Consider the following 23,520-nt stretch of genomic DNA (forward strand, 5'->3'; position numbering starts at 1 on the left):
CCGGTGCGACCGGCATCACTGTGACCGAGCTTACCTGATACGCTCGGTATCGTGAACTCGAAATCCGACACCGGCGCCGAGACGGACGACGGCGCCCGCGACGGCCGCAGCCAGCGCTGGGACGCGCACCGCGAGGCCCGGCGCACCGAGCTGCTCCGTCTCGCCCGCAAGGCCGTGCACCGTTCGGGCCCGTCCGCCTCCATGGACGACATCGCCGCGTACGCCAACACGTCGAAGTCCGTGTTCTACCGGTACTTCGGCGACAAGTCCGGACTGCGGCGGGACCTCGGCGCGGTCGTGGTGCACCAGATGCGCACTGCGGTGGTCGGTGCTGCCAAGGCGGCCCCCACGGAGGAGGAGGGGCTGCGCCGGATGGTCGGCGCCTACCTCGAGCTCGCCGAGAGTTCGCCGAACGTGTACTTCTTCGTCACCGCCGTGGACCACGATCCGCTGGCCGGCGCCGCGGACGGCACCGACGAGCCATTGGACACGTTCTTCCGCGACGTCACCGCCCTCGTCGCGGAGTCGCTGACGCACTACCTCCGCCGCACACCGGGCACCGATGGCGAGGAGGCCTCCCAGCGAGCGCAGTTCTGGCCGCAGGCGGCGATCGGCATGGTGCGTGCGGCCGGCGAGGCATGGCTGCGCGGCACCGATTCGCCCGAGCGTCCCAGCCACGGCGAGATGACCGAAATCCTGACCGGCTGGCTGGTGCACGGCATCGGCCGCCCCCACACGAAAGGCCAGTAGATGAGCCAGGAGATTCCTACCGCAGAGGTCGCCGACCCGCGCATCGACGTCGCAGCGCTGGGCGAGCAGCTGCTCGGCCGGTGGGCCAAGACCCGCCGGACCGCGCGCGAGCTGTCCGCACGGCCGGAGGCCCACCGCATCGAGGGGCTGAGTCTGGAGGAGCATCGAGCCCGGGTGTTCGACCAGCTCGGCTACCTCGTGGAGCAGAAGGCGGTCCACCGCGCCTTCCCCGAGCGGCTCGGCGGCTCGGACAACCACGGCGGCAACATCGCCGGGTTCGAGGAGCTGGTGGTGGCGGACCCGTCGCTGCAGATCAAGGCGGGCGTGCAGTGGGGCCTGTTCGGCTCCGCGGTGCTGCACCTGGGCACGCGGGAGCACCACGACAAGTGGCTGCCCGGCATCATGAGCCTGGACATCCCCGGCGCGTTCGCGATGACGGAGATCGGGCACGGCTCGGACGTGGCCGCCATCGGGACGACGGCCACGTACGACCCGGACACGGAGGAGTTCGTGCTCCACACGCCCTTCAGGGCGGCCTGGAAGGAGTTCCTCGGGAATGCCGGCGTGCACGGCACGGCGGCCGTGGTGTTCGCGCAGCTCATCACCCGCGGTGTCAACCACGGGGTCCACGCCTTCTACGTCCCCATCCGCGACGCGGACGGGTTCCTGCCCGGTGTGGGCGGCGAGGACGACGGTCTCAAGGGCGGCCTCAACGGGATCGACAACGGCCGCCTCCACTTCGACCGGGTGCGCATCCCGCGGACGAACCTGCTCAACCGGTACGGCGACGTGGCCGTCGACGGCACCTACTCCTCCCCCATCGAGAGCCCGGGCCGGCGCTTCTTCACCATGCTCGGCACCCTCGTGCAGGGGCGGGTGTCGCTCGACGGCGCCGCGACGGCGGCGTCCAAGGTCGCCCTCCAGATCGCCGTGACCTATGCGAATCAGCGCCGGCAGTTCAACGCCTCCTCGGACACGGACGAGGAGGTCCTGCTGGACTACCAGCGCCACCAGCGGAGACTGCTGCCGCGGATCGCGACGACGTATGCCATGAGCTTCGCGCACGAGGAGCTGCTGGAGACGTTCGACCAGGTCTTCTCCGGCGAGCGCGACACCGACGAGGCTCGCCAGGACCTGGAGACTCTCGCGGCGGCCCTGAAGCCGCTCTCGACCTGGAACGCGCTCGACATCCTGCAGGAGTGCCGTGAGGCGTGCGGCGGGGCGGGGTTCATCACCAAGAACCGGTTCACCTCGCTGCGTCAGGACTTGGATGTCTACGTGACGTTCGAGGGCGACAACAACGTGCTGCTGCAGTTGGTGGCCAAGCGGCTGCTGGCTGACTACGCGGAGGAGTTCCGCAAGTTGGACGCGGGGGTCCTCGCCCGGTACGCGGCCCGGCAGGCCGAGGATGTGGCCCTGAATCGGTGGGGTCTGCGCCAGCTGGCCCAGTCCTGGACCGACGCCGGCAGCGAGAAGCGCAGCGCCAACTTCCTGAAGGACCCACAGACTCAGCGGGACCTGCTCGCGGACCGGGTCAGCACGATGGTCGCCGAGGTGGCCGGCGAGCTCAAGGGCGCGGCCAAGCGGCCCCAGGCGGAGGCGGCCGCCCTGTTCAACCACCATCAGGATCGGATCATCGCCGCGGCCCGCGCGCACGGCGAGCTGCTCCAGTGGGAGGCGTTCACGCGGCAGGTCGACGCCGTCGAGGATGCGGGCACCAAGTCGGTGCTGACGTGGCTGCGCGACCTGTTCGGGCTGTGCCTGATCGAGCGGGACCTGGACTGGCACCTGATGAACGGCCGGCTCTCCGGTCAGCGCGCCCGCACGCTGGGGCCGTACATCAACCGCCTGCTCGCCCGCCTGCGTCCGCACGCCCAGGATCTGGTCGACGCCTTCGGCTACGGACCGGAGCACCTGCGGGCCGAGATCGCCACCGGCATCGAGGCCGAGCGCCAGGACGAGGCGCGCGCCTACTACCGCCGGCTCCGCGCCTCGGCGGAGGCTCCGGTGGACGAGAAGGTGCTGATCGCCCGTCGCCGCGCCTCGGAGAAGGCCCGCCTGAAGGAGCGGGGGTCCAAGGCGCGCGTCGGCCGCTCGGGTGCCTGACCGCGGGCGCGGCGGCTCCGCCGGGGGTCAGTGCCCGGCGAGCGCCGCTCGGTAGACCTCGAGGGTGTGGTCGGCGATCGCGTCCCAGGAGAAGCTGCGGGCGGCGCGCTCGCGACCGCGGGCGCCCATGCGCTCTGCCTCGGCGGGGTCCTCGAGCGCCCGGTTGAGCGCGGCGGCGAAGTCGGCGATGAACCCCTGCGGGTTCACGGGGGTGCCGGTGCCGTCGTCGTGCTGCTCCACGGGGACCAGGTATCCGGTGCTGCCGTCCTCCACCACCTCGGGGATGCCGCCGGTGGCGGTGGCGACGACGGCGGTCCCGCAGGCCATGGCCTCGAGGTTGACGATGCCGAGCGGCTCGTAGATCGACGGGCACGCGAAGACGGTGGCTTGCGTGAGGACCTGCATGACCTCCTCCCGCGGAAGCATCTTCTCGATCAGCACCACGTTGCCCCGGCTGCGCTGGAGTCCCTCGATGAGCTCGGCGACCTCCGCCGCGAGCTCCGGGGTGTCGGCTGCGCCGGCGCAGAGGACGAGTTGGACGTCGGCGGGCAGCTCGGCGGCCGCGCGCAGCAGGAAGGGCAGGCCCTTCTGGCGCGTGATCCGCCCGACGAACGCCACGGAGCGGCCGGCGGGGTCGATGCCGTAGCGCTCGAGCGCGTCGGTCTCGGGTACGGGGCGCCAGGTCTCGACGTCGACGCCGTTGTGGACGACGTGGACTCGGTCCGGGTCGACGTCGGGGTAGGCGCGCAGGATGTCGGCCCGCATGCCGGCGGACACCGCGATGATCGCGGAGGCGCCGTGGTAGGCGGTGCGCTCCGCCCAGGAGCTCAGGGCATACCCGCCGCCGAGCTGCTCGGCCTTCCACGGGCGCAGGGGCTCGAGCGAGTGCGCGCTGACGACGTGCGGGATGCCGTGCAGCAGACCGCCCAGGTGACCGGCCATGTTGGCGTACCAAGTGTGGGAGTGGACGATCTCGGCGCCGGCCAGGTCCTCCAGCATCAGCAGGTCGGTGCCGAGCGTCTGGACGGCCGCGTTGGCCCCCTGCAACTGGGTCGGCGCGGCGTAGCTGCTGACCCGGGCGCCGTGGTAGTCGGCGGGACGGGGGTCCCCGAACGCGCGGACCCTCACTTCCGTCCGCGTCGCGAGCACGCGGGTCAGCTCGGCCACATGCACGCCGGCGCCACCGTAGATCGTCGGGGGGAACTCTTTGGTAACAATGTCTACTCGCACGCTCCTAACGTAGCCGGTGCGGGTGAAGTCACATAGGGTTTTGTCACAGATCACGGCGCGGATCAGCCCCGGTCGACCCGCGCCGGTCGCCCGATGGACATTGGAGTAAGTCATGCCCAAGTGCCGCGTACTCGCCGTCGTCCTCGCTGGCGGAGAGGGCAAGCGCCTCATGCCGCTGACCGAGGACCGCGCCAAACCCGCCGTCCCGTTCGCTGGCGCCTACCGGCTGATCGACTTCGCGCTCTCGAACGTCGTGAACTCGGGCTACCGGCAGGTGGTGGTCCTGACGCAGTACAAATCCCACTCGCTGGACCGACATATTTCCGAGACCTGGCGGATGTCCACGCATCTGGGGCACTACGTGGCCTCCGTCCCGGCGCAGCAGCGGCTCGGGAAGGAGTGGTTCCTCGGCTCGGCCAACGCCATCCACCAGTCGATGAACCTCATCCACGACGCGCAGCCCGACTTCGTCCTGGTAGTCGGCGCGGACCACGTCTACCGGATGGACTTCTCGGCGATGCTGGAGGCCCACATCGCCTCGGGGGCCAGCGCGTCGGTCGCCGCCGTGCGGCAGCCGGTGAAGCTGGCCGACCAGTTCGGGGTCATCGAGGTCGACCCGGACCGTCCCGACCGGATCGCCCGCTTCGTGGAGAAGCCGCCGACGACTCCGGGCCTGCCCGACGACCCGTCGATGTTCCTGGCCTCCATGGGCAACTACATCTTCACCACCGAGGCGCTGATCGAGGCGCTCGAGGCCGATGCCCAGCGGGAGGAGACCGCCCACGACATGGGCGGCGACATCATCCCGTCGTTCGTCGACCGCCAGGACTGCGCGGTCTACGATTTCTCCTCCAACCCCGTCCCGGGCGAGGCGACGACCCCGCTGCGCTACTGGCGGGACGTGGGCACCCTGGACTCCTACTACGACGCGCACATGGACCTGCTGGCCGCCGTCCCCGCCTTCAACCTGTACAACCACGAGTGGCCCCTATTCACGCGCCAGACCGCCTCCCCACCGGCCAAGCTGGTCCACGGGGAGGACGGGACGCCGGGGAACGCCCACGACTCGCTCCTGTCCCACGGCGTGGTCGTCTCCGGCGGGTCGGTCGAGCGCTCGATCCTGTCCACCGACGTCACGGTCGGGCTCGGCGCTGAGGTCTCCGACTCCGTCCTGCTCGACGACGTGGTCGTCGGCGCCGGGGCCGTGGTCCGCCGGGCCATCCTCGACAAGCAGGTCGTCGTCCCACCGGGCGCCACGATCGGCGTGGACCCGGAGGCCGACCGCGCCCGCGGATTCGTGGTCACCGACTCCGGCCTGACGGTCATCAGCAAGCGCCGCGTCGTCGAGCCGGACACGGCGTTGAGCAGCGCCGACGCGGGAGGCCCCGGCGCGTCGTAGCGACTCCGCCGGGTGGGCGCGGGGTACCGCCGGTCGGGGGCGGTACGGGCGGGCCGGTAAAGTTCTACCGTCATGACCGATGCCCAGCACGCCCCCGGGTCCGCCGCAGCGGACGGCGCCGTCTCCGACGCCGCCCCCGATTTCACCGACGCCGACCTGGAGACGTGCCTGCGCGTCCTCGGCGCGATCCACACCCTCCCGGACGACGACGACCGCTTCATCGCGGTGCGTCACGGCACCAGCCGGATGTTCAAGGAGGTCAAGCGCTACCGCAAGGCCGTCGCGCGGCGGGAGGTGCAGGAGCACGACCGCGCCGTCGCCGAGCGCACGGCCACGGGCGCGCCGGACCGGCTCGACGACGAGACGCTCGGCCTGCCGCTGAGCTCGGGCACGGACGGCGACAGCGCCGGCGAGTACCTCCGGCCGCGCGGCTGCTACGTGTGCAAGCGGGACTACACCCGTGCGGATGCGTTCCACCACGCCCTGTGCCCGGAGTGCGCGGAGGCCGGCCGTGCATGGCGCAACGCGCGCACGGATCTGACGGGACGGCGCGCGCTCCTCACCGGCGGCCGGGCCAAGATCGGCATGCACATCGCCCTGCGCCTGCTGCGCGACGGCGCCCGCACCACCATCACCACCCGCTTCCCGCATGACGCCGCCCGCCGGTTCGCCGCCGTCGAGGACTCGGGCGACTGGCTGCACCGGCTGCGCATCGTGGGGATCGACCTGCGCGACCCCGCTCAGGTCATCTCGCTGGCCGATCGCGTGGCCGCCGACGGCCCGCTGGACATCCTGATCAACAATGCCGCCCAGACGGTCCGGCGCTCGGCCGGCTCCTACCGCCACCTGGTCGAGAACGAGTCGCGTCCGCTGCCGCCCGAGCTGACCCCGGCTCACGGCGGCCCCGAGGTCCTCGGCGGCGGGCACTCGCCGCAGGAGCACCCCAAGGCCCTGGCCGCCGCGTTCCACCTGCAGGCGGCCGAGCTGACGCAGACCGAGGCGATGGACCCGGTCCGCCTCGCCGGGCTGGCGATGACGGCCGGCTCGGCGTCCCTCGAGCGCATCGGCGCCGGGACGGCGATCGACGCCGGCGGGTTGGTGCCGGACGTCGTCAGCCAGAACAGCTGGACGCAGGTGCTGGGCGAGGTCGACCCCCTGGAGCTCCTCGAGGTCCAGCTCTGCAACGTCACCGCGCCCTTCCTGCTGGCCAGCCGCCTCCGGCCCGCCCTGGCCGCCTCGGACGCCCGGCGGAAGTACATCGTCAACGTCTCGGCGATGGAGGGCCAGTTCTCGCGCCGCTACAAGGGTGCCGGCCATCCGCACACCAACATGGCGAAGGCCGGTCTGAACATGCTGACACGGACCAGCGCCGAGGAGCTCTTCACCGAGGACAACATCCTGATGACCGCGGTGGACACCGGCTGGATCACGGACGAGCGCCCCCACGACGACAAGTTCCGCCATGCCGCCGACGGCTGGCACGCCCCGCTGGACCTGATCGACGGCGCGGCCCGCGTCTACCACCCCGTCGTCGCCGGCGAGGCGGGACTGGACCTGTACGGATGCTTCCTCAAGGACTACGCGAGGTCGCCCTGGTGACGAGCGGCCGCCCGCTCCGGGCCCTGCTGCCCGGCAAGGACGCGCTGCCGGGGCTCGGGGCCGCCGCGGCCGTCGTCGCCCTGGCGTTCGCGGTCGCCGCGCTGCTGCCCGCCGTGCCGGCCATGACGCTCTGCGTGGTCGCCGGCGCCGTGCTGGGCAACTCCCCGTGGACCGGCCCGCGCCCGGGGAGACGCGGCGGCGCGAGCCTCTCCCCCGGGATGGACTACGCCGGCACGCTCCTGATGCGGGCCGGCATCGTCCTGCTCGGGCTGCAGCTGGTGCTCGCCGACGTCGCCGCCCTCGGGGCGGCCGGGATCGCGGCCGTGCTCGGCGTCGTCGTCGTCGCGTTCGCCGGCACCTGGGCGATCGGCAAGGCGCTCCGGCTGCCCGGCGACCAGCCGACGCTCCTGGCGGCCGGCTTCTCCATCTGCGGCGCCAGCGCCATCGGCGCCGTGAGCCAGGCGCGCGGCACGGCCCGGGACGCGTCCGTCCCGCTGGCCCTCGTGACCCTGTGCGGGACCCTGTCCATTGCGGCCCTGCCGCTGTTGAACACCGTGCTCGGGCTCGACACGGCGACCTTCGGGCACTGGGTCGGGGCCTCCGTGCACGACGTCGGCCAGGTGGTGGCGACCGCGGACATCGCCGACGCGGCCACCCAGGCGAGTCCCGCGCAGGCGGCCGTCGGGACGACGGCGCTCGCGGCGGCCGTCGTCGTCAAGCTCCTGCGGGTCCTCGCCCTGGCACCGGTCGCCACGCTCGGCGCGTGGTCGGCCCGCCGCACCGCACCCGGCCGGGGCGGGACCCTGCCGCCGCTGGTGCCGGCGTTCGTGGTCGGCTTCGCGCTGATGGTCGCGGTCCGGGCCACCGGACTGGTGCCGGCAGCCGTGCTCGATGCCGCCCGGCCCGTGCAGGAGGTGCTCCTGGGCGCTGCGCTGGTCGGACTGGGATACGCGATCGACGTCCGGGCGCTCCTGGGCTCCGCCGGGCGCGCCACCGCAGCAGCCCTCATCGCCTGGGTCCTCGTGGCGCTGGCAGGACTCGGAGCCGCAGCCCTTATCTCAAACGGTTCTTTCATGGTCTAATGTCCGTGTGGATTCGAAGAACCTGACCCGCAGTGAAGCGGCTCGACGCGCCCGATTGGTCTCCGACGTCTCGTACCGGCTGGAGTTGGACCTCTCCCGGGCCCAGGACCCCGATCGGCCGCACTTCGGATCGCGGACCACGGTGTCCTTCTCCTGTGCGAGCCCCGGCGAGTCGACCTTCCTCGACTTCCTGCACGGCGGGGTCGACTCCGTCGAGCTCAACGGGACGCGCCTGGACGCCGACGCCGTCGTCGGCGAGCACCGCGTGCGCCTGCCGGACCTCCGTGAGCGGAACACCGCCGTCGTCAGCGGGCGCGGCCTCTACTCGACCAGCGGCGAGGGCCTGCACCGCTTCGTCGACCCGGCGGACGGGGAGACCTACCTGTACACGCAGTACGAGCCGGCCGATGCGCGCCGGGTCTTCGCGAACTTCGAGCAGCCCGATCTGAAGGCCGTCTACGAGGTCGCCATCACCGCCCCGGACGACTGGCACGTCGCGTCCAACGGGGCCGTGGCGCGCGTCGACGACAACGGCGACGGCACGGCCACCTGGCACTTCCGCCGCACCGAGCCGATGTCCACCTACATCACCGCCGTGCTCGCCGGCCCCTACCACTACGTGACGGACCGGTGGACCGGGACGACGGCCGACGGCCGCACGCTCGGGATCGACCTGGGCGCGTCCTGCCGGAAGTCCCTGGCGAAGGACTTCGACGCCGACCGCATCCTCGACGTCACCAAGAGCGGCCTCGATCTCTTCCACCGCCTGTTCCAGTACCCGTACCCGTGGGGCAAGTACGACCAGGCGTTCGTGCCCGAGTACAACCTCGGGGCCATGGAGAACCCGGGCCTCGTCACGTTCACGGAGCGCTACGTGTTCACCTCGCGGGCCACCGCCGCCCAGCACGAGGGCCGCGCGAACACGCTGCTGCACGAGATGGCCCACATGTGGTTCGGCGACTTGGTGACCATGGAGTGGTGGGACGACCTCTGGCTCAAGGAGTCCTTCGCCGACTACATGGGCTCGCTCGCCACCGAGCGCGCCACGGAGCTCGGCCAGCCGTGGGTGACCTTCGCGAACCGCCGGAAGGCGTGGGCGTACGTGCAGGACCAGCTGCCCACCACCCACCCGATCGTCGCCGACATCCCCGATGTGGAGGCGGCGCGGCAGAACTTCGACGGCATCACCTATGCCAAGGGCGCCTCGGTCCTCAAGCAGCTGGCCGCCTACGTGGGCGAGGACGCGTTCTTCACGGCGGCGCGCCGCTACTTCGCCGCGCACGCCTTCGGCAACACCACGCTGGACGACTTCCTGGCCGTGCTGGCCGAGGCGTCCGGACGGGACATGCGCGAGTGGTCCGCCGCCTGGCTCGAGACGGCGGGCGTCGCGGACCTGCGCGTGCTCCTGGAGACGGACGACGACGGCCTGGTCACCTCCGCCGTGCTGGAGCAGCAGTCGGTGGACCCCGTGACGGGGCGCGAGGTGCTGCGCCCCCACATGCTGCGCGTCGGCACGTGGGACCTGGTGGACGGCCGCCTCGAGCGGACCGGCAGCCACGCCGTCGAGCTGACCGGCGCCTCGGTCCCCGTTCCGGAGCTGGCCGGGCGTCCGCGTCCCGCCCTGGTCCTGCCCAATGACGAGGACCTCACGTACGGCAAGGTGGTGTTCGACGACGTCTCCCTCGCCACCGTGCTCGACCGCGTGGGCGAGCTGGGCGAGCCGCTCGCCGCGGCCACGGCCTGGGCCGCCCTGTGGAACATGGTGCGGGACGCCAAGCTCCCGGCCACCGCCTTCGCCGACGCCGTGGTCCGGTTCGCCCCGACGGCCACCGAGGTGGGCGTGCTGCAGCTGCTGCTGGAGCAGGCCACCTCCGCGCTGGAGCACTACGCCCCGGCCTCCGCGCGGGACGGGGCCGTCTCCGCACTGACGACGGGCGTCCTGGACCTGCTCGGCCGGGCCGAGGCTGGTTCGGACCACCAGGTCGCGCTCGCGCGGGCTTTCGCGCGGCTGGCCCGGCACGGCGGCGAAGCGGCCACCGTCGAGGCGCTCCTGGACGCCGACCGCTCGGGGCGCTCACCGATCGCCGGACTGGAAGTCGACGAGCAGCTGCGTTGGGCGCTGCTCCAGGCGGGGGCTGCGTCCGGGCGGGTCGCCCAGGACGAGTTGGACGAGGCACTGGGCACGGCCCCGAGCGCCGTCGCGACGGTCGGCCACGCGACCGCGACGGCCGCCCGCCCGGTGCCGGAGGTCAAGGCGGCCGCGTGGCGATCCGTCCTGACGGGCCGGACGGCCGAGGGACGCCCGCTCTCCAACGACGTGCTCTCGGCGACGGCCGAGGGCTTCCGCATCGGCTCGCCCGGGCTGACCGCCGACTACTACGGCGAGTACTGGCCCGCGCTCGCCGGCATCTGGGGCTCGATGTCGAACGGACAGGCGAGCCGCATCATCCAGGGCCTCTTCCCGCTCGCCCAGGACATCGACGACGTGCTGCAGTGCCCGGCCCGGCCCGGCGAGGACGGAACGCCGCGCCTCGGCCTGGAGGACGGCTCGGCGGCCCGGGCGGCACGCTCGCACCCTGTGGTCCAGCGCGCCCACGAGTGGCTCGCGGAGCACGGAGACGCCCCGGCCGCGCTGCGGCGGTTGCTCGTCGAACAGACGCACACGCTGGAGCGCACGCTGACCGCGCAGGCGGTGGCCGCATCGATCAGCGAGCCGTCGGCCGAAATCGTCTAGGGCGGCACCAGCACGGCGGCCGCGGACTCCGCGGTCCCGATCAGGGCCCGATCGACCGGGCCCTGATCGGCCGGGGCCCGATTGACCGGGTCCTGATCGGCGGGGCCGCGTTGGACCGGGGTCAGGGGACCCGGTTGATCCATTCCCGGGCCAGGAATTTCTCCGCGGCGAGTGCCTCCGCGCGGGCGAGCGTCTCCTCGTCGAGGTGAGCGCGCCGGGCTCCATAGCGGGTCTCGAAGACCTGCATCATCGTCTCGAAGATCTCGTCGCGGCTGCGCCCGGCCTGCCGTTTGAGCGGGTCGACGCGCTTCCTGGCGCTCGCGATGCCCTTGTCCGAGATCTTCTCCCGGCCGATCCGCAGGACCTGCATCATCTTGTCGGCGTCGATGTCGTAGCTCATCGTCACGTGGTGCAGGAGTCCCCCGTTCGCGAGCCGTTTCTGGGCCGCCCCGCCGATCTTGCCCTGCTCGGTCGCGATGTCGTTGAGGGGCTTGTAGTGCGCCCGGATCCCGACGGCGGCGAGCGCCTCCATGACCCAGGCATCGAGGAACGGGTAGCTGTCGGCGAAGCTCAGCCCGTCCACCAGAGACGTCGGCGCGTAGAGCGAGTACGTGATGCAGTTGCCGGACTCCATGAACATGGCACCGCCGCCGGAGATCCGGCGCATGACGGTCACGCCGTGCTCGGCGGCCGCCTCGGCGTCGACCTCGTTGCGCAGCGACTGGAAGCTCCCGATGACCACCGCGCGCTCGGACCAGTCCCAGAGCCGCAGGGTCGGCTTCCGCTCCCCGGCGGCCACCTGGCGCGTGAGGATCTCGTCGAGCGCCACGTTGGTGGCGATCGGCAGGTCCTGCGGCGGGAGGATCTCCCACTCGTGGTCCGCCCAGGTGCTCGCGTGGCCGAGGGCACGGCGGGCAGCGGTAGCGACTGCGGCGGCGTCGAACCCGATCATGGAGGCCTCCGGGCGCAGGCCGTGGACGACGGCGTCCGCGATCGTTCCATGCGTCGCGTCGGCCGGCAGCCCGGTCAGGGCGGCGTTGAGGTCGCCGAGGGCCTCGTCCGGCTCGAGGAAGAAGTCGCCGTTGACGTTGGCGGCGGCGACGAGGCCGTCCTGGATCCGCAGGTCGACGACGACGAGCTTGCCGTCCACCACCTTGTACTCGCCGTGGTGGGTGTAGGTCTCGGGTCCGGTGGCGGCGGGAGGCAGATTCGTCATGAGTCGATTCTAGTGATCCGTACTGCCCGGGCCGGCCGCCCGGCGGCGCGTGCTGGGCCCGGTCCAGCGTCGTTAAACACAGTAGGACCCCGCCACTGGCGGGGTCCTACTGTGGCGGGGGAAGCGCCGACGCGGTCGGCCGCCTCCCCCGGCTACTGCGGCGTGACTACTTCTTGCCGCCGAAGTTCTTGAAGCGAGCGTTGAAGCGCTCCACGCGACCGGCGGAGTCCATGATGCGCTGCTTGCCCGTGTAGAACGGGTGCGAGGCGGCGGAGATCTCGACGTCGATCACCGGGTAGGTGTTGCCGTCCTCCCACTCGATGGTCTTGTTCGACGTGGCGGTCGAGCGCGTCAGGAACTTCTCGCCGGATGCCAGGTCGTTGAAAACCACCGGTGCGTACTCGGGGTGCGTGTTTGCCTTCATGATTTAAACCTTCGTCTCTGAGCCTCTGGATTTTGCCAGCTGCCAAACTTGTGAGGTGCCCACCGGTTCCGCCGACGCGGAGGAGGATGGACCGACGCACCATCCTATCCCACACCGGGCGCGAACCCAATTCCGCCTCAGCGGGCCCGGAGCTCCCAGAAGGCCACGGCGGACGCGGCGGCCACATTGAGCGAGTCCACGCCCTGGCGCATCGGGATGACCACCTGCAGGTCCGACGCCTCGAGGGCCTGCGGCGAGACGCCGGCGCCCTCGGTGCCGAGGATCAGGGCGAGCCGGGGCAGGTCCATCCGTGCGACGTCGTCCACCGGCCGGGCGCCCTCCGTCACCTCGAGCGCGGCGAGGGAGAACCCCTCGGCCTTCAGTTGCGCTACGGCGTCGTCCCAGTCCCCGAGCCGCGCCCACGGGATCTGGAAGACCGTTCCCATGGAGACGCGGATGGCCCGGCGGTACAGGGGGTCCGCGCAGCGCTCGGTGACCAGGATCGCGTCGACCCCGATGGCCGCGGCCGACCGGAAGATGGCCCCCAGGTTCGTGTGGTCCGCCAGGTCCTCGAGGATCGCGACCCGCCGGGCGCCGGCGAGCACCGCGTCGAGGGCGAGCGGCTCGGGACGGTTCATGGCCGCGAGGGCGCCCCGGTGCAGCTGGAAGCCGGCGATCGCCTCGAGGAGCCTCGGCTCGCCCACGTAGGCGGGCACGTCCGGGTACGCGTCGAGGACGTCGGCGAGGCCCTCCACCCACTGCGGGGCGAGGAAGAAGCTGCGCGGCGTGTGGCCGGCGGCGAGGGCACGGCGGACGACCTTGGAACTCTCGGCGATGTAGCGCCCGTTGGCCGGGTCGGCGGTCTGGCGCAGCTGCGCGTCGGAGAGGGCCCAGTAGTCGGAGACGCGCGGATCGTCCGCCCGCTCAAGGTGGACGATCATGCGCCGTCCAGCAGCTGGATGAGCATGTTCGCGAGGGCGACCAGGCCGAGGACGATGATGACGGCGCGTAGCCAGGCCGGCGAGAGCCGACGGCCGATCTTGGCCCCGAGGAAGCCGCCGAGCAGCGACCCGGCCGCGATCAGGGCGACGACGACCCAGTCGATCCGCTCGAACGCGAAGATCAGGTAGGACGCCGCCGCGATGAGGTTCACGCCCAGGGAGAGGATGACCTTGATGGCGTTGGACTGCTGCAGGCTCCCGTGGAAGAGCACGCCGAGCACGCCCATCAGCAGCACGCCCTGGGCGGCGGTGAAGTAGCCCCCGTAGACGCCGATGAGGAAGACCAGCACGTACAGCACGGGCGGCAGCCTCTGCCGGTCGGCGAGCTCGGGGAGGGTCTCCTCCGCGCTCTGGCGCCGCTTGGACCACGCGGAGAGGCGTGGCTGGAACGCCACCAGCAGCACGGCGACGAGGATCAAGACCGGCGCGACGACGGCGAAGACCGACTCCGGCAGATGCAGCAGCAGGTAGGCGCCGACCAGTCCGCCGACCAGGGAGACGGGGAGCAGGCGCACGATGGTCTTCGGGACCGAGCGGGCCTCGCGCCGGTAGCCCCACGCACCGGAGAACCCGCCGGCGACGAGCCCCATGGCGTTGGAGACGATCGCGTTGACGGGCGCCGTGCCGAGGGCGAGGAGCACGGGGAACGTGACGAGCGTTCCGGAGCCGACGATGGTGTTGATGGTGCCGGCCCAGAGGCCGGCCACGAGGATCAGCGCCTCGCGCCAGAAGTCGAGCATGTGCGGCTAGGCCCGGGCCACCGCGGTGTACCGCCCGTTCGACGCCGTCAGCTTCAGGTCGGCGCCGAAGGTGGCGGCGAGGTTGGCCTCGTTCAGGGTCTCGCCGATGGGGCCGGAGGCGACGGCCTGGCCCTCGCGGAGCATGAGGACGTGCGTGAAGCCCGGCGGGATCTCCTCGAGGTGGTGGGTGACGAGCACGATGGCCGGGGCGGCCTCGTCGGCGGCCAGATCGGCCAGGCGCCGCACCAGGTCCTCGCGGCCGGCGAGGTCCAGACCCGCCCCCGGCTCGTCGAGGATCAGCAGCTCGGGGTCCGTCATGAGGGCACGGGCGATCTGGGTCCGCTTGCGCTCCCCCTCACTGAGGGACCCGAAGGGGCGGTTCAGGAGCGTGGACATGCCCCAGTCGTGCAGGAGGCCGAACGCGCGGCGCTCGTCGAGCCGCTCGTACTGCTCGCGCCAGCGTCCAGTGGCGCCGTAGGCGGCCGTGACGACGACGTCGAGCACCTTCTCGCCCGCGGGGATCTGCGCGGCGAGCGCCGCCGAGGACAGTCCGATGAGCGGACGCAGGTCGAACACGTCCACCCGCCCCAGGGTCTCGCCGAGGATGGACACCGTGCCGGACGTCGGGTGCAGGCGGGTGGCGGCGATCTGCATCAGGGTGGTCTTCCCCGCCCCGTTCGCGCCGAGGACGACCCAGCGCTCCCCCTCGGATACCGACCAGTCCACGCCGTCCAGCAGCCGCTTGCGGCCCCGGACCACCGTGACCTCCGCAAAATCCAACACTTCACTCATGGTGAAAACACTAGGCCAGCGCGGCGCGAATCGACCAAACCGGGTCCCGTGTCCGAGGATCCCCGCCCGCCGCGCCATGATCCGTCAGCTCATGGCCCGGCACGCTGATGGCCCGTCACGCTGGGGCACCGGCTTGGGCCCGACCTCGCGCCCACGGGAGAATGGGGGCATGTCGCAGTCCTCAGCCGCCGTCCCCTCCGCCGCCGTCACCGCCGCCTTCGACGACGCCGCCCGCTCCCGTGCCAGCGCCGTCGTGGTGCATCTGCATCCGGCCGGCGCCGCCCCGGCCCTGGCCTCCGATCGCATCGCCGGGGCCCTGTCCACGTGCGGGAGCGTGCTGGACACCGAGACCGTCGACTCCGCCGCGCCGGACGAGAAGGGCGATCCCACCGTCGGCCTGGCGGGGCGCCGCTTCGCCGTGGCGGGCGCGGACGTCGCGTCCCTCCGGGCCGTCGCCGATGACCTGCTGGCCGCCGCCGACGTCCCGTCCCCCCGTTCCTGGGCGGACCGGGGGCGGACCGGCGAGACCCTGGCCGTCGTGCCCGCCGGGGTCTTCGCCGCACCGCGCAAACTCCTCGTGATGGACGTCGACTCGACGCTCATCCAGCAGGAGGTCATCGAGCTGCTCGCCGCCCACGCCGGCCGCGAGGAGGAGGTCGCCGCGGTGACGGAGGCGGCCATGCGGGGCGAGCTGGACTTCGCTCAGAGCCTGCACGCCCGGGTGGAGGCACTGGCCGGACTCGAGGCGTCCGTGGTGGAGGACGTCCGGCGCTCCGTGCGCCTCTCCCCCGGCGCGCGCGCCCTGGTGGCCGCGTTCCGCGTCGCGGGCCACCGCGTGGGGGTGGTCTCCGGTGGCTTCATCCAGATTCTGCGGCCCCTCGCCGACGACCTCGGGCTGGACTTCGCCGTCGCGAACGAGCTCGAGATCGTCGACGGCCGGCTCACCGGACGCGTCGTCGGCGACGTGGTCGACCGCGCCGCCAAGGAGTCCTGCCTGCGGCGGTGGGCCGACGAGTCCGGGGTCCCACTGGAGGCCACCATCGCCATCGGCGACGGGGCGAACGACCTGGACATGGTCCTCGCCGCGGGGCTGGGCATCGCCTACTGCGCCAAGCCCGCGCTCGCGGCGGAGGCTGCCGCCCGCATCGACCTGCCGCGGTTGGACGCCGCCCTGGAGCTCGCCGGGGTGGCCCGGCCCTCCGTCGCCTGAGGTCCGGGACGCCGGCGTCGCGCTCAGGGATTAGCCACTGGAGTGTCGAAACACAATCGCATAACGAAGCGGGGCGGAGCGCGCGGCGCGTCCGGGGCCGCCTCCCGCCGCCGCTAGTCTTGTCGAGTGCGGCGGCATACGCTCCGTCGCGCCCTCCACTTCTGACACAGCATTCGAGAGACGACGCGTGACCTCCTCCAAGAAGAAGCTTTCCCGGACCGCCCGCGGATGGATCGTCGGCGGTTCCATCGCCGTGCTCGTCGTCGGCGGGTACGTCGGCGCTGCGGCCGTCCTCGGCGGAGTCGTTCCGCGCGGGACCACCGTCCACGGTGTCCCGGTCGGCGGGATGAGCCACGAGCAGGCGCTCGAGCGGCTCTCCACCGAGCTGGGCCCGCTCGCCGAGCAGCCGATCACCGTCACCGCCGGTGAGGCCGAGGCGACCCTGGACCCGGCGGCCTCCGGCCTGCGCCTCGATCTCGAGGGGACCATCTCCGGCTACACCGGCTTCACCCTGGATCCCGTCGTGCTCTGGCGGCACGTCGTCGGCGGCGGCGAGGTGACGCCCGTGGCGGACATCGAGCAGTCGAAGCTGCAGGCGGCCATCTCGGGTGTCGCGGAGGAGCTCAAGCGGGAGCCGGTGGAGGGCGAGCTCGCGTACGACGGCGTCACGCCGGTGGTCACCGACCCGGTGCCCGGCGTCCAGGTCGCCGAGAGCGCCGCCTACGGGACCGTCGCCGAGCGCTGGTTCGATCCGGCGGGGCCGATCGAGCTGCCGACGACGCCGACCCCGCCGGAGATCGTCGGCACCGAGTTCACGGAGGCCGCCGAGAACCTGGCGGAACCGCTCGTGGCCGGGCCGATCACCGTGCAGGCCGGGGACGTCGCCGCCGAGCTCGGTCCCGAGGCCCTCGCCGCGGCGGCGCAGTTCGAGGCCGCCGACGGCACTGTCCGCCTCGCGCTCGACTCGGAGCAGCTGCTGGCCTCGATCAGGGAGGCCAATCCGGATCTCGGGGTCGATGCCCAGGACGCCCGCGTGACGCTCAAGCGCGGGAAGCCGACCGTCATCGGGCATCAGACCGGCCGCCAGGTCGACCCGGAGGGGCTCGGCGAGAAGATCATCGCCGCCAGCACCACAGAGGAGCGCACTGCGTCCGTCGAGGTCGTCGAGACACAGCCGGACTTCACCACCGCCGATGCCGAGGCCCTCGGCATCGACGAGATCGTCGTCGACTTCTCGACGCCCTACCCCACCTACGACGACGTCCGGACCAAGAACCTCGTCGCCGGCGCCCAGAAACTCACCGGTGTCATCGTCAAACCGGGCGAGACCTTCTCCCTGCTCGGCGTGCTCAGCCCCATCACCAAGGAGAATGGCTACTTCGAGTCGGGCGTCGTGGAGGACGGCTTCTCCACCACGGCGATCGGCGGCGGGCTGTCGCAGATCTCCACGCAGATGTTCAACGTGGGCTGGCTCGCCGGGTTCGACGACGTCGAGCACCGTCCCCACTCCCGCTGGTTCGACCGCTACCCCGCCGGTCGCGAGGCGACGCTCTGGGAGGGGCAGATCGACATGAAGTGGCGGAACAACACGGACACCGCCGTCATGATCCACGCCTGGGTCGCCGACGGCCGCGTGCACACCCGGCTGTGGGGCACCAAGCACTGGACCGTCACCAGCAAGACGAGCGATCACTACAACCTCGTCCAGCCGGAGACGAAGTACAACGAAGCCGACCAGTGCGTACCCGAGAGCGGGGGCCAGCCGGGCTTCACCGTCGACGTCACCCGTACGCGCACGTCCGCCGAGGAGACGCTGCCCCCGGATCGGCTCCGCTGGACCTACCAGCCCTGGCACAAGGTCGTCTGCGGCCCGCCGCCCGGGGACGACTAGACCCGGCCGGCCGGCCGCCGACCGGACCGCAGAGACAGGGAGGGCGACCACCGGTGGGATCCGGTGGTCGCCCTCCCTGCTTCTCGTGCGTTCGGTCCACGGACGCGGCCGTCGGCGGCGTCCACCCGGGAGCCGGCCGCGCCGGCCCCGGGACCGTGCTGCCCTGTGGCCCGGCGGTCAGCCCTGGGCGCCGAGGAAGTCCTCGGCCCCGCCGACGTACTCGGTGTGGCCGTGCTCGACGTCGGCTGACACCATGGCGGCGACCTCGGCGGCGAACTCCTCGACGGAGTAGAGCTTGCCGGCGGCCTCGCGACGGGCCTCGATGGCGCCCGGCGTCGAGCGGTCCAGGAGCGTGGCGGTGATGGTGCCCTCGATCATGTCACCGGAGACGACGACGAGCTTGATGCCCTTCTCCTCCAGCAGCGGCAGCCGCTCGCGGAGCGCGTCCTCGCCGGCCCGCTTGGACTTGGCGACCGGGACGTACGCGTCCATGGTGGGCACGCTGTTGATGAAGTGGGCCTGGTGGCTCGTGACGAAGACGACCCGCGAGCCCGGCTTCATGGCCCCGACGGCCGCCTCGAGCATGCTCACCTGAGCGTCCCGGTTCAGGCGCAGGGCGTAGTCCTCGCCGAGGCCGGACTCCATGCCGCCGGAGGCGTTGAGGACGAGGAGGTCGAGGCCGCCGAAGTTCTCGACCGCGGCGTCGACGAGCGTCTGCGCGCCCTCCTGCGTCGTCAGGTCGGCGCCGACGGCCACTGCGCGGCCCCCGGCCTCCTCGATGGCGGCGACGACCTTGTTGGCGCGGGGAGCTTTCTGCCGGTAGTTGATGACCACGGAGGCGCCTCGGGCCGCCAGGAGCTTGGCGGTCTCGGCGCCGATGCCACGGGACGATCCGGTGACGATGGCGGCCTTGCCGCTCAGGTCCTTGACTGCGGTCGATTCGCTCATGCTGGCTCCTCCGTGTGAATGGCTCTCGTGTCGGGCCCGCACAAACGAGTCGGGCGTCCGGAACCATCTTGCCAGCCCCGGACGCCCTCCTGCTTGTAGGAAACCTCTAAGTTTAGTGGCCCATCCCCAAGCCGCCGTCGACCGGGATCACCGCACCGGAGATGTACCCGGCCTCGGCGGAGGCGATCCAGCGGACGACGCCGGCGACTTCCTCGGGCTCGGCGAAGCGCCCGGCCGGGATGGAGCCGAGGTAGCCCTTCTGCGTCTCCTCCGGAAGCGCCGCGGTCATGTCAGTGTTGATGAAGCCGGGCGCGACGACATTCGCGGTGATGCCGCGGCTGCCGAGCTCGCGGGTCAGCGAGCGGGCGATCCCGACCAGGCCGGCCTTGGAGGCGGCGTAGTTGATCTGGCCGGGCGAGCCGTACAGGCCGACGACCGAGGAGATCAGCACCACGCGGCCCCGGCGGAGCCGGATCATGCCCTTCGAGGCACGCTTGATGACCCGGAACGCGCCGGAGAGGTTCGTGTCGACGACCTGGGTGAAATCGTCCTCGCTCATGCGCAGCAGCAGCGTGTCCTTGGTCATCCCGGCGTTCGCGACCAGGACCTCCACGGGGCCGTGCTGGGCCTCGACCTCGGTGAAGGCCGCATCGACCGAGGCGGCATCGGTGACGTCCGCCTTCACGCCCAGGAGCCCGTCCGGGACTTCGCCGCTGCGGTACGTGATCGCCACCTTGTCGCCGTTGGCCTCGAAGGCGCGGGCGATGGCGAGGCCGATGCCGCGGTTGCCCCCGGTGACGAGGACGGAGCGGGGCGCGGGCGTCGTTTCGGGCATGGAGGTACCTCCGGTGGTGTTCGGGTGCTCGGTGTCCCGGTCATCCTACCGGCCGTCGGTTCGGATTCCGGGTCCGCGCAGTGAGACAATGGGACGAGGTATCCATGGACATTCCCCAGCCCCGAGAACACGGTTCGCAGCATCGCGACGGTCGCCGGCAAGAGCCCGCGGTGCACACGATCACCGACGCCGAAGAGGCCCATTCGGTGGACGTGCACTCCCGCATGTTCAAGTACACGCTCACCATGGGGATCCGCGTGGCGTGCTTCATCGCCGCCTTCTTCTTCCTCGATTCCTGGTTCGTGTGGGTGTGCCTGGCCGGCGCGACGTTCCTGCCCTGGGTCGCGGTCGTCATCGCGAACGGCGCCGGACGCGACCACCTGCGCAGCGCGCCGGCGTCGTACGCCGAGGCACCGGGGCAGCCGGCCCTCGAGGCCGGCCCCGCCGGCGGCCCCGAGCCCGAGCCCCGCGGCCCGGAGACCATGGAGGGCGAGCTCTTCACCGGATCGAACGGCGACCCCGGCGGGAGCCCAGCCGCAGGCGACGACCACGACGCTCCCCCGCCCGCGCCGGGCGGAGGACGCCACGACGACGGAGGGACCCCCGCATGAGCATCTTCGACCAGCTCGCGGGCGCGGACGGGCCGGACGCCCCGACGTGCTCGCGCAAGGGCTGCCGCGCCCCGGCCGCGTGGTCCGTGCTCTGGAACAACCCCCGCATCCACACGCCGGAGCGACGCAAGCAGTGGCTCGCGTGCCCCGAGCACCGCGACTGGCTGCAGGACTACCTGACGCAGCGGGGCCTCTGGAAGGAGACCCTGCCGTTCCAGGCGGCCGCGGAGGCCTCCCCCGGGGCACAGCGGCCCGACGCCGCGCCCCGGTCTGACTCAAGCCAGTCGAGCGCGGGCCAGTCGAACACCAGCAAGGAGAGCTGACCCGTTGTACCGCTTCCTCGCGAGCACCCGCTGGGTCGGCTGGCTCGCCCTCGTCTGCGTTTTCGCGGCCGCCTGCTGGGGCCTGGGCAACTGGCAGATGAACCGCCTCGACCAGGCCAGGGCGGCCAACGCCGTCGTCGAGCAGAACTACGACGCCGATCCGCTCGCCTACGCGCAGGCCTCCGGACTGTTCGACTCACTCCCGCCGCAGGACGAGTGGACGCCGGTGCGCCTGACGGGCGAGTACCTGGCCGAGGACACGGTCGTGGTCCGCAACCGGCCGCTGGGCGGGCGCCCCGGGTACGAGGTCCTCGTCCCCTTCCGGACCCAGGGCGGGGACGTGGTGGTGGTGGACCGCGGGTGGCTCCCGATCGGCAACGAGCAGGCCGGCCGGCCGGACGCGATCCCGGCCCCGCCGGCCGGGACGGTGGAGGCCGTGGTCCGCGTCCGCCCCTACGAGCCCCGCCTCGAGCGCGGCGCCCCCGAGGGGCAGGTCGCCTCCATCGAGCGCGAGGCCCTCGAGAGCCGGCTCGGCTACGCCGTCGCCCCGGGCGCCTACGGCGTCCTGGCCTCCGAATCGCCGGCCGCGGACGCGATGCCGGCGCCGCTGGAGAAGCCGCAGCTCGACGAGGGAAACCACCTGTCCTACTCGCTGCAGTGGTTCGCGTTCGGGGTGCTCGGATTCGTCGCCCTCGTCTGGGCGGCCCGCCAGCAGGCGCGCATCAACCGTGAGGACCGCGAGGCCGCGGCCGAGGCGGAGGCGGCAGGGGTGGAGGTCGTCCACTCGGCCTACCGTCCGCCGCGGCGCAGGCCCACTCGACGCCGGGACGGCGCCCCGACCGACGAGGAACTCGAGGATGCGTACCTGGACTCGCTGGAGGGCGGCCGACGGACCCCGCGGTAGCGCGCGCGGGGAGCGCAGCGCCCCGGATGCGCGTGAGGGACGACCCGAGCGGGCCGTCCCTCACGCGCATCCGTCGCCCTCGGATCAGGCGAGCGTGACAAGCTCCAGGTACTCGTCGCTGAACAGGTCCTCGTCGCCGTCCGGCAGCAGGACGACCCGCTCCGGATTCAGCGCCTGCACCGCGCCCTCGTCGTGGCTGACCATGACCACGGCGCCCTCGAAGTTGGACAGCGCGTTGAGGATCTCCGCGCGCGAGGCGGGGTCCAGGTTGTTGGTCGGCTCGTCGAGGAGCAGGACGTTGGCGCTCGAGGCCACGATGGTCGCCAGCGCCAGACGCGTCTTCTCGCCGCCCGAGAGCACGCCGGCAGGCTTCTCGACGTCGTCGCCGACGAACAGGAACGAGCCGAGGATGCCGCGGATGTCCGCGTCGCCGAGATGGCTCGGCGCGGACCGGCGCATGTTCTCCAGGACGCTGGCGTCGTGGTCCAGGGTCTCGTGCTCCTGGGCGTAGTAGCCGATCTTCAGCCCGTGGCCGGGCTGGATCTCCCCGGTGTCCGGCGCCGCCACCCCGGCCAGCATGCGCAGCAGGGTGGTCTTTCCCGCACCGTTGAGGCCGAGGATGACGACCTTCGAGCCGCGGTCGATCGCGAGCGACACGTCGGTGAAGATCTCGAGGGAGCCGTAGGACTTGCTGAGCCCCTCGGCCATGAGGGGCGTCTTCCCGCAGGGCGCCGGGGTCGGGAACCGCAGCGCGGCCACGCGGTCGACCTGGCGTACGTCCTCGAGCCCGGCGAGGAGCTTGTCGGCGCGGGCAGCCATCTGGTGCGCGGCCGAGGCCTTCGACGCCTTGGCGCCGAAGCGCGCGGCGCGGTCCTTGAGCTGGGCGGCCTTCTTCTCCGCCGTGGCGCGTTCCTTGCGCCGGCGCTCCTCGTCGGCGACCCGCTGGTCCTGGTAGCGCTTCCAGCCCATGTTGTACAGATCCACCGTCGCTCGCATGGCGTCGAGGTAGAGCACCTTGTTGACGGTCGCCTCGAGCAGCTCGGTGTCGTGGGAGATCACCAGAAGGCCGCCCTGGTGGTTCTTGAGGAACTCGCGCAACCAGGCGATGGAGTCGGCGTCGAGGTGGTTGGTCGGCTCGTCGAGGAGCAGTGTGTCGGCGTTGGAGTAGAGGATCCGTGCCAGCTCGACGCGACGGCGCTGGCCGCCCGAGAGCGTCTTGAGCGGCTGATTGAGGATTCGCTCGGGCAGCGCGAGATTGTTGGAGATCGCTGCGGCCTCGGACTCCGCGGCGTAACCGCCGGCGGCGATGAACTCGGCCTCCAGCCGGTCGTAGCGGCGCATGGCCTTGGCCTGGACGTCGGCGTCCTCGCTGGCCATCTCGTCCTGGACCTTGCGCAGCCGGCCGACTATCTCGTCCATGCCGCGAGCGGCGAGGATCCGGTCGCGGGCGAGCTGGTCCATGTTCGGCGTGCGGGGGTCCTGCGGGAGGTAGCCGACGCTCCCGCTGCTCGTGACGGTTCCGCCGGCGGGCTGTCCCTCCCCCGCCAGGACACGGGTCATCGTCGTCTTGCCGGCGCCGTTGCGCCCGACCAGACCGATCTTGTCGCCATTGTCGATGCGGAACGAGACGCCTTCCATGAGCAGGCGTGCGCCGGCGCGCAGTTCAAGGTCGGCAACGGATATCACGGGGGTTTCAACTCCAGACGGAAAGCAATGCAGGGCGAC

The 23,520-nt window shown here is 71.9% G+C and carries 20 protein-coding genes; 11 read left to right on the plus strand and 9 right to left on the minus strand.

Annotation, left to right across the window (positions count from 1 at the left end; all coding sequences use genetic code 11):
* The first annotated feature begins 51 nt into the window (after nucleotides 1-51).
* Nucleotides 52-750, plus strand: coding sequence for a TetR/AcrR family transcriptional regulator (locus tag ABD784_RS02620; RefSeq protein WP_344879512.1), 699 nt, complete (start codon nucleotides 52-54; stop codon nucleotides 748-750).
* Entirely contained in the window at nucleotides 751-2,856 is a 2,106-nt protein-coding gene (locus ABD784_RS02625) for an acyl-CoA dehydrogenase family protein (RefSeq protein ID WP_344879515.1), read from the plus strand.
* Between the two features lie 27 nt (nucleotides 2,857-2,883).
* On the opposite strand, the gene glgA is transcribed toward ABD784_RS02625, so the two are convergent.
* Nucleotides 2,884-4,086 carry a glycogen synthase gene (gene glgA, locus ABD784_RS02630; protein ID WP_344879518.1) on the minus strand — a complete coding sequence of 401 codons (1,203 nt, stop codon included), beginning with the start codon at nucleotides 4,084-4,086 and terminating at the stop codon, nucleotides 2,884-2,886.
* Nucleotides 4,087-4,198: 112 nt separating this feature from the next.
* Between glgA and glgC the strand changes: the two genes are divergently transcribed.
* The 4 genes from glgC to pepN all read left to right on the plus strand — a co-directional run bounded on the left by glgC (nucleotide 4,199) and on the right by pepN (nucleotide 10,900).
* Nucleotides 4,199-5,485, plus strand: coding sequence for a glucose-1-phosphate adenylyltransferase (gene glgC / locus ABD784_RS02635; protein ID WP_425582906.1), 1,287 nt, complete (start codon nucleotides 4,199-4,201; stop codon nucleotides 5,483-5,485).
* 72 nt (nucleotides 5,486-5,557) lie between these two features.
* Nucleotides 5,558-7,084 carry an SDR family NAD(P)-dependent oxidoreductase gene (locus ABD784_RS02640; protein WP_344879521.1) on the plus strand — a complete coding sequence of 509 codons (1,527 nt, stop codon included), beginning with the start codon at nucleotides 5,558-5,560 and terminating at the stop codon, nucleotides 7,082-7,084.
* Nucleotides 7,081-8,166 (plus strand): YeiH family protein, encoded by a 1,086-nt coding sequence (locus ABD784_RS02645; protein ID WP_344879524.1) that lies wholly within the window; start codon nucleotides 7,081-7,083, stop codon nucleotides 8,164-8,166. The genes ABD784_RS02640 and ABD784_RS02645 overlap by 4 nt, the downstream gene beginning before the upstream one ends.
* A 7-nt stretch (nucleotides 8,167-8,173) precedes the next feature.
* Nucleotides 8,174-10,900: an aminopeptidase N gene (gene pepN / locus ABD784_RS02650; RefSeq protein ID WP_344879526.1), complete on the plus strand. Its 2,727-nt coding sequence runs from the start codon at nucleotides 8,174-8,176 to the stop codon at nucleotides 10,898-10,900.
* A 121-nt stretch (nucleotides 10,901-11,021) separates the two neighbouring features.
* Here pepN and ABD784_RS02655 read toward each other — a convergent pair whose 3' ends face one another.
* The 5 genes from ABD784_RS02655 to ABD784_RS02675 all read right to left on the minus strand — a co-directional run bounded on the left by ABD784_RS02655 (nucleotide 11,022) and on the right by ABD784_RS02675 (nucleotide 15,073).
* Nucleotides 11,022-12,116 (minus strand): lipoate--protein ligase family protein, encoded by a 1,095-nt coding sequence (locus ABD784_RS02655; RefSeq protein WP_344879529.1) that lies wholly within the window; start codon nucleotides 12,114-12,116, stop codon nucleotides 11,022-11,024.
* Nucleotides 12,117-12,282: 166 nt separating this feature from the next.
* Nucleotides 12,283-12,540: a type B 50S ribosomal protein L31 gene (locus tag ABD784_RS02660; protein ID WP_309079887.1), complete on the minus strand. Its 258-nt coding sequence runs from the start codon at nucleotides 12,538-12,540 to the stop codon at nucleotides 12,283-12,285.
* A 137-nt stretch (nucleotides 12,541-12,677) separates the two neighbouring features.
* Entirely contained in the window at nucleotides 12,678-13,481 is an 804-nt protein-coding gene (locus tag ABD784_RS02665) for a TrmH family RNA methyltransferase (protein ID WP_344879532.1), read from the minus strand.
* Nucleotides 13,478-14,281, minus strand: a complete 804-nt coding sequence (locus ABD784_RS02670) for a sulfite exporter TauE/SafE family protein (protein WP_344879535.1) — start codon at nucleotides 14,279-14,281, stop codon at nucleotides 13,478-13,480. The genes ABD784_RS02665 and ABD784_RS02670 overlap by 4 nt, the downstream gene beginning before the upstream one ends.
* Nucleotides 14,282-14,287: 6 nt before the next feature.
* The gene (locus ABD784_RS02675; RefSeq protein ID WP_344879538.1) at nucleotides 14,288-15,073 is read right to left on the minus strand and encodes an ABC transporter ATP-binding protein; all 786 of its coding nucleotides are present in this window, start codon (nucleotides 15,071-15,073) and stop codon (nucleotides 14,288-14,290) included.
* Nucleotides 15,074-15,242: 169 nt separating this feature from the next.
* Here ABD784_RS02675 and serB point away from each other — a divergent pair, with 169 nt between their 5' ends.
* Together serB and ABD784_RS02685 are read left to right on the plus strand one after the other, a co-directional pair.
* Nucleotides 15,243-16,283: a phosphoserine phosphatase SerB gene (serB, locus tag ABD784_RS02680; protein ID WP_344879541.1), complete on the plus strand. Its 1,041-nt coding sequence runs from the start codon at nucleotides 15,243-15,245 to the stop codon at nucleotides 16,281-16,283.
* 187 nt (nucleotides 16,284-16,470) lie between these two features.
* Entirely contained in the window at nucleotides 16,471-18,174 is a 1,704-nt protein-coding gene (locus tag ABD784_RS02685; RefSeq protein ID WP_344879544.1) for a VanW family protein, read from the plus strand.
* A gap of 177 nt (nucleotides 18,175-18,351) precedes the next feature.
* Here ABD784_RS02685 and ABD784_RS02690 read toward each other — a convergent pair whose 3' ends face one another.
* Both ABD784_RS02690 and fabG read right to left on the minus strand, forming a co-directional pair.
* Complete coding sequence (locus tag ABD784_RS02690; RefSeq protein ID WP_344879547.1) at nucleotides 18,352-19,122, minus strand: SDR family oxidoreductase; 771 nt, start codon at nucleotides 19,120-19,122, stop codon at nucleotides 18,352-18,354.
* A gap of 112 nt (nucleotides 19,123-19,234) precedes the next feature.
* Complete coding sequence (gene fabG, locus ABD784_RS02695; RefSeq protein ID WP_344879550.1) at nucleotides 19,235-19,957, minus strand: beta-ketoacyl-ACP reductase; 723 nt, start codon at nucleotides 19,955-19,957, stop codon at nucleotides 19,235-19,237.
* 170 nt (nucleotides 19,958-20,127) lie between these two features.
* Here fabG and ABD784_RS02700 point away from each other — a divergent pair, with 170 nt between their 5' ends.
* From ABD784_RS02700 to ABD784_RS02710, 3 genes are read left to right on the plus strand one after another with little or no spacing between them, the layout of a single operon-like run.
* Entirely contained in the window at nucleotides 20,128-20,568 is a 441-nt protein-coding gene (locus ABD784_RS02700; protein ID WP_344879553.1) for a DUF3099 domain-containing protein, read from the plus strand.
* The gene (locus ABD784_RS02705; protein ID WP_425582907.1) at nucleotides 20,565-20,891 is read left to right on the plus strand and encodes a hypothetical protein; all 327 of its coding nucleotides are present in this window, start codon (nucleotides 20,565-20,567) and stop codon (nucleotides 20,889-20,891) included. The genes ABD784_RS02700 and ABD784_RS02705 overlap by 4 nt, the downstream gene beginning before the upstream one ends.
* A gap of 4 nt (nucleotides 20,892-20,895) precedes the next feature.
* Nucleotides 20,896-21,795: an SURF1 family cytochrome oxidase biogenesis protein gene (locus ABD784_RS02710; protein ID WP_344879556.1), complete on the plus strand. Its 900-nt coding sequence runs from the start codon at nucleotides 20,896-20,898 to the stop codon at nucleotides 21,793-21,795.
* 84 nt (nucleotides 21,796-21,879) lie between these two features.
* Here the strand turns inward: ABD784_RS02710 and ABD784_RS02715 are convergent, their stop codons facing one another.
* Nucleotides 21,880-23,481: an ABC-F family ATP-binding cassette domain-containing protein gene (locus ABD784_RS02715; protein WP_344879559.1), complete on the minus strand. Its 1,602-nt coding sequence runs from the start codon at nucleotides 23,479-23,481 to the stop codon at nucleotides 21,880-21,882.
* Nucleotides 23,482-23,520 lie beyond the last annotated feature (39 nt).

The organism is Zhihengliuella alba, assembly GCF_039538765.1.
GTDB lineage: Bacteria > Actinomycetota > Actinomycetes > Actinomycetales > Micrococcaceae > Zhihengliuella > Zhihengliuella alba.

Coding starts and splice junctions, on each gene's coding strand:
- ABD784_RS02625 (WP_344879515.1), top strand. CDS start 751: ATGAGCCAGGAGATTCCTACCGCAGAGGTCGCCGACCCGCGCATCGAC.
- glgC (WP_425582906.1), top strand. CDS start 4,199: ATGCCCAAGTGCCGCGTACTCGCCGTCGTCCTCGCTGGCGGAGAGGGC.
- ABD784_RS02640 (WP_344879521.1), top strand. CDS start 5,558: ATGACCGATGCCCAGCACGCCCCCGGGTCCGCCGCAGCGGACGGCGCC.
- ABD784_RS02655 (WP_344879529.1), bottom strand. CDS start 12,116: ATGACGAATCTGCCTCCCGCCGCCACCGGACCCGAGACCTACACCCAC.
- ABD784_RS02660 (WP_309079887.1), bottom strand. CDS start 12,540: ATGAAGGCAAACACGCACCCCGAGTACGCACCGGTGGTTTTCAACGAC.
- ABD784_RS02665 (WP_344879532.1), bottom strand. CDS start 13,481: ATGATCGTCCACCTTGAGCGGGCGGACGATCCGCGCGTCTCCGACTAC.
- ABD784_RS02670 (WP_344879535.1), bottom strand. CDS start 14,281: ATGCTCGACTTCTGGCGCGAGGCGCTGATCCTCGTGGCCGGCCTCTGG.
- ABD784_RS02675 (WP_344879538.1), bottom strand. CDS start 15,073: ATGAGTGAAGTGTTGGATTTTGCGGAGGTCACGGTGGTCCGGGGCCGC.
- serB (WP_344879541.1), top strand. CDS start 15,243: ATGTCGCAGTCCTCAGCCGCCGTCCCCTCCGCCGCCGTCACCGCCGCC.
- ABD784_RS02690 (WP_344879547.1), bottom strand. CDS start 19,122: ATGAGCGAATCGACCGCAGTCAAGGACCTGAGCGGCAAGGCCGCCATC.
- fabG (WP_344879550.1), bottom strand. CDS start 19,957: ATGCCCGAAACGACGCCCGCGCCCCGCTCCGTCCTCGTCACCGGGGGC.
- ABD784_RS02705 (WP_425582907.1), top strand. CDS start 20,565: ATGAGCATCTTCGACCAGCTCGCGGGCGCGGACGGGCCGGACGCCCCG.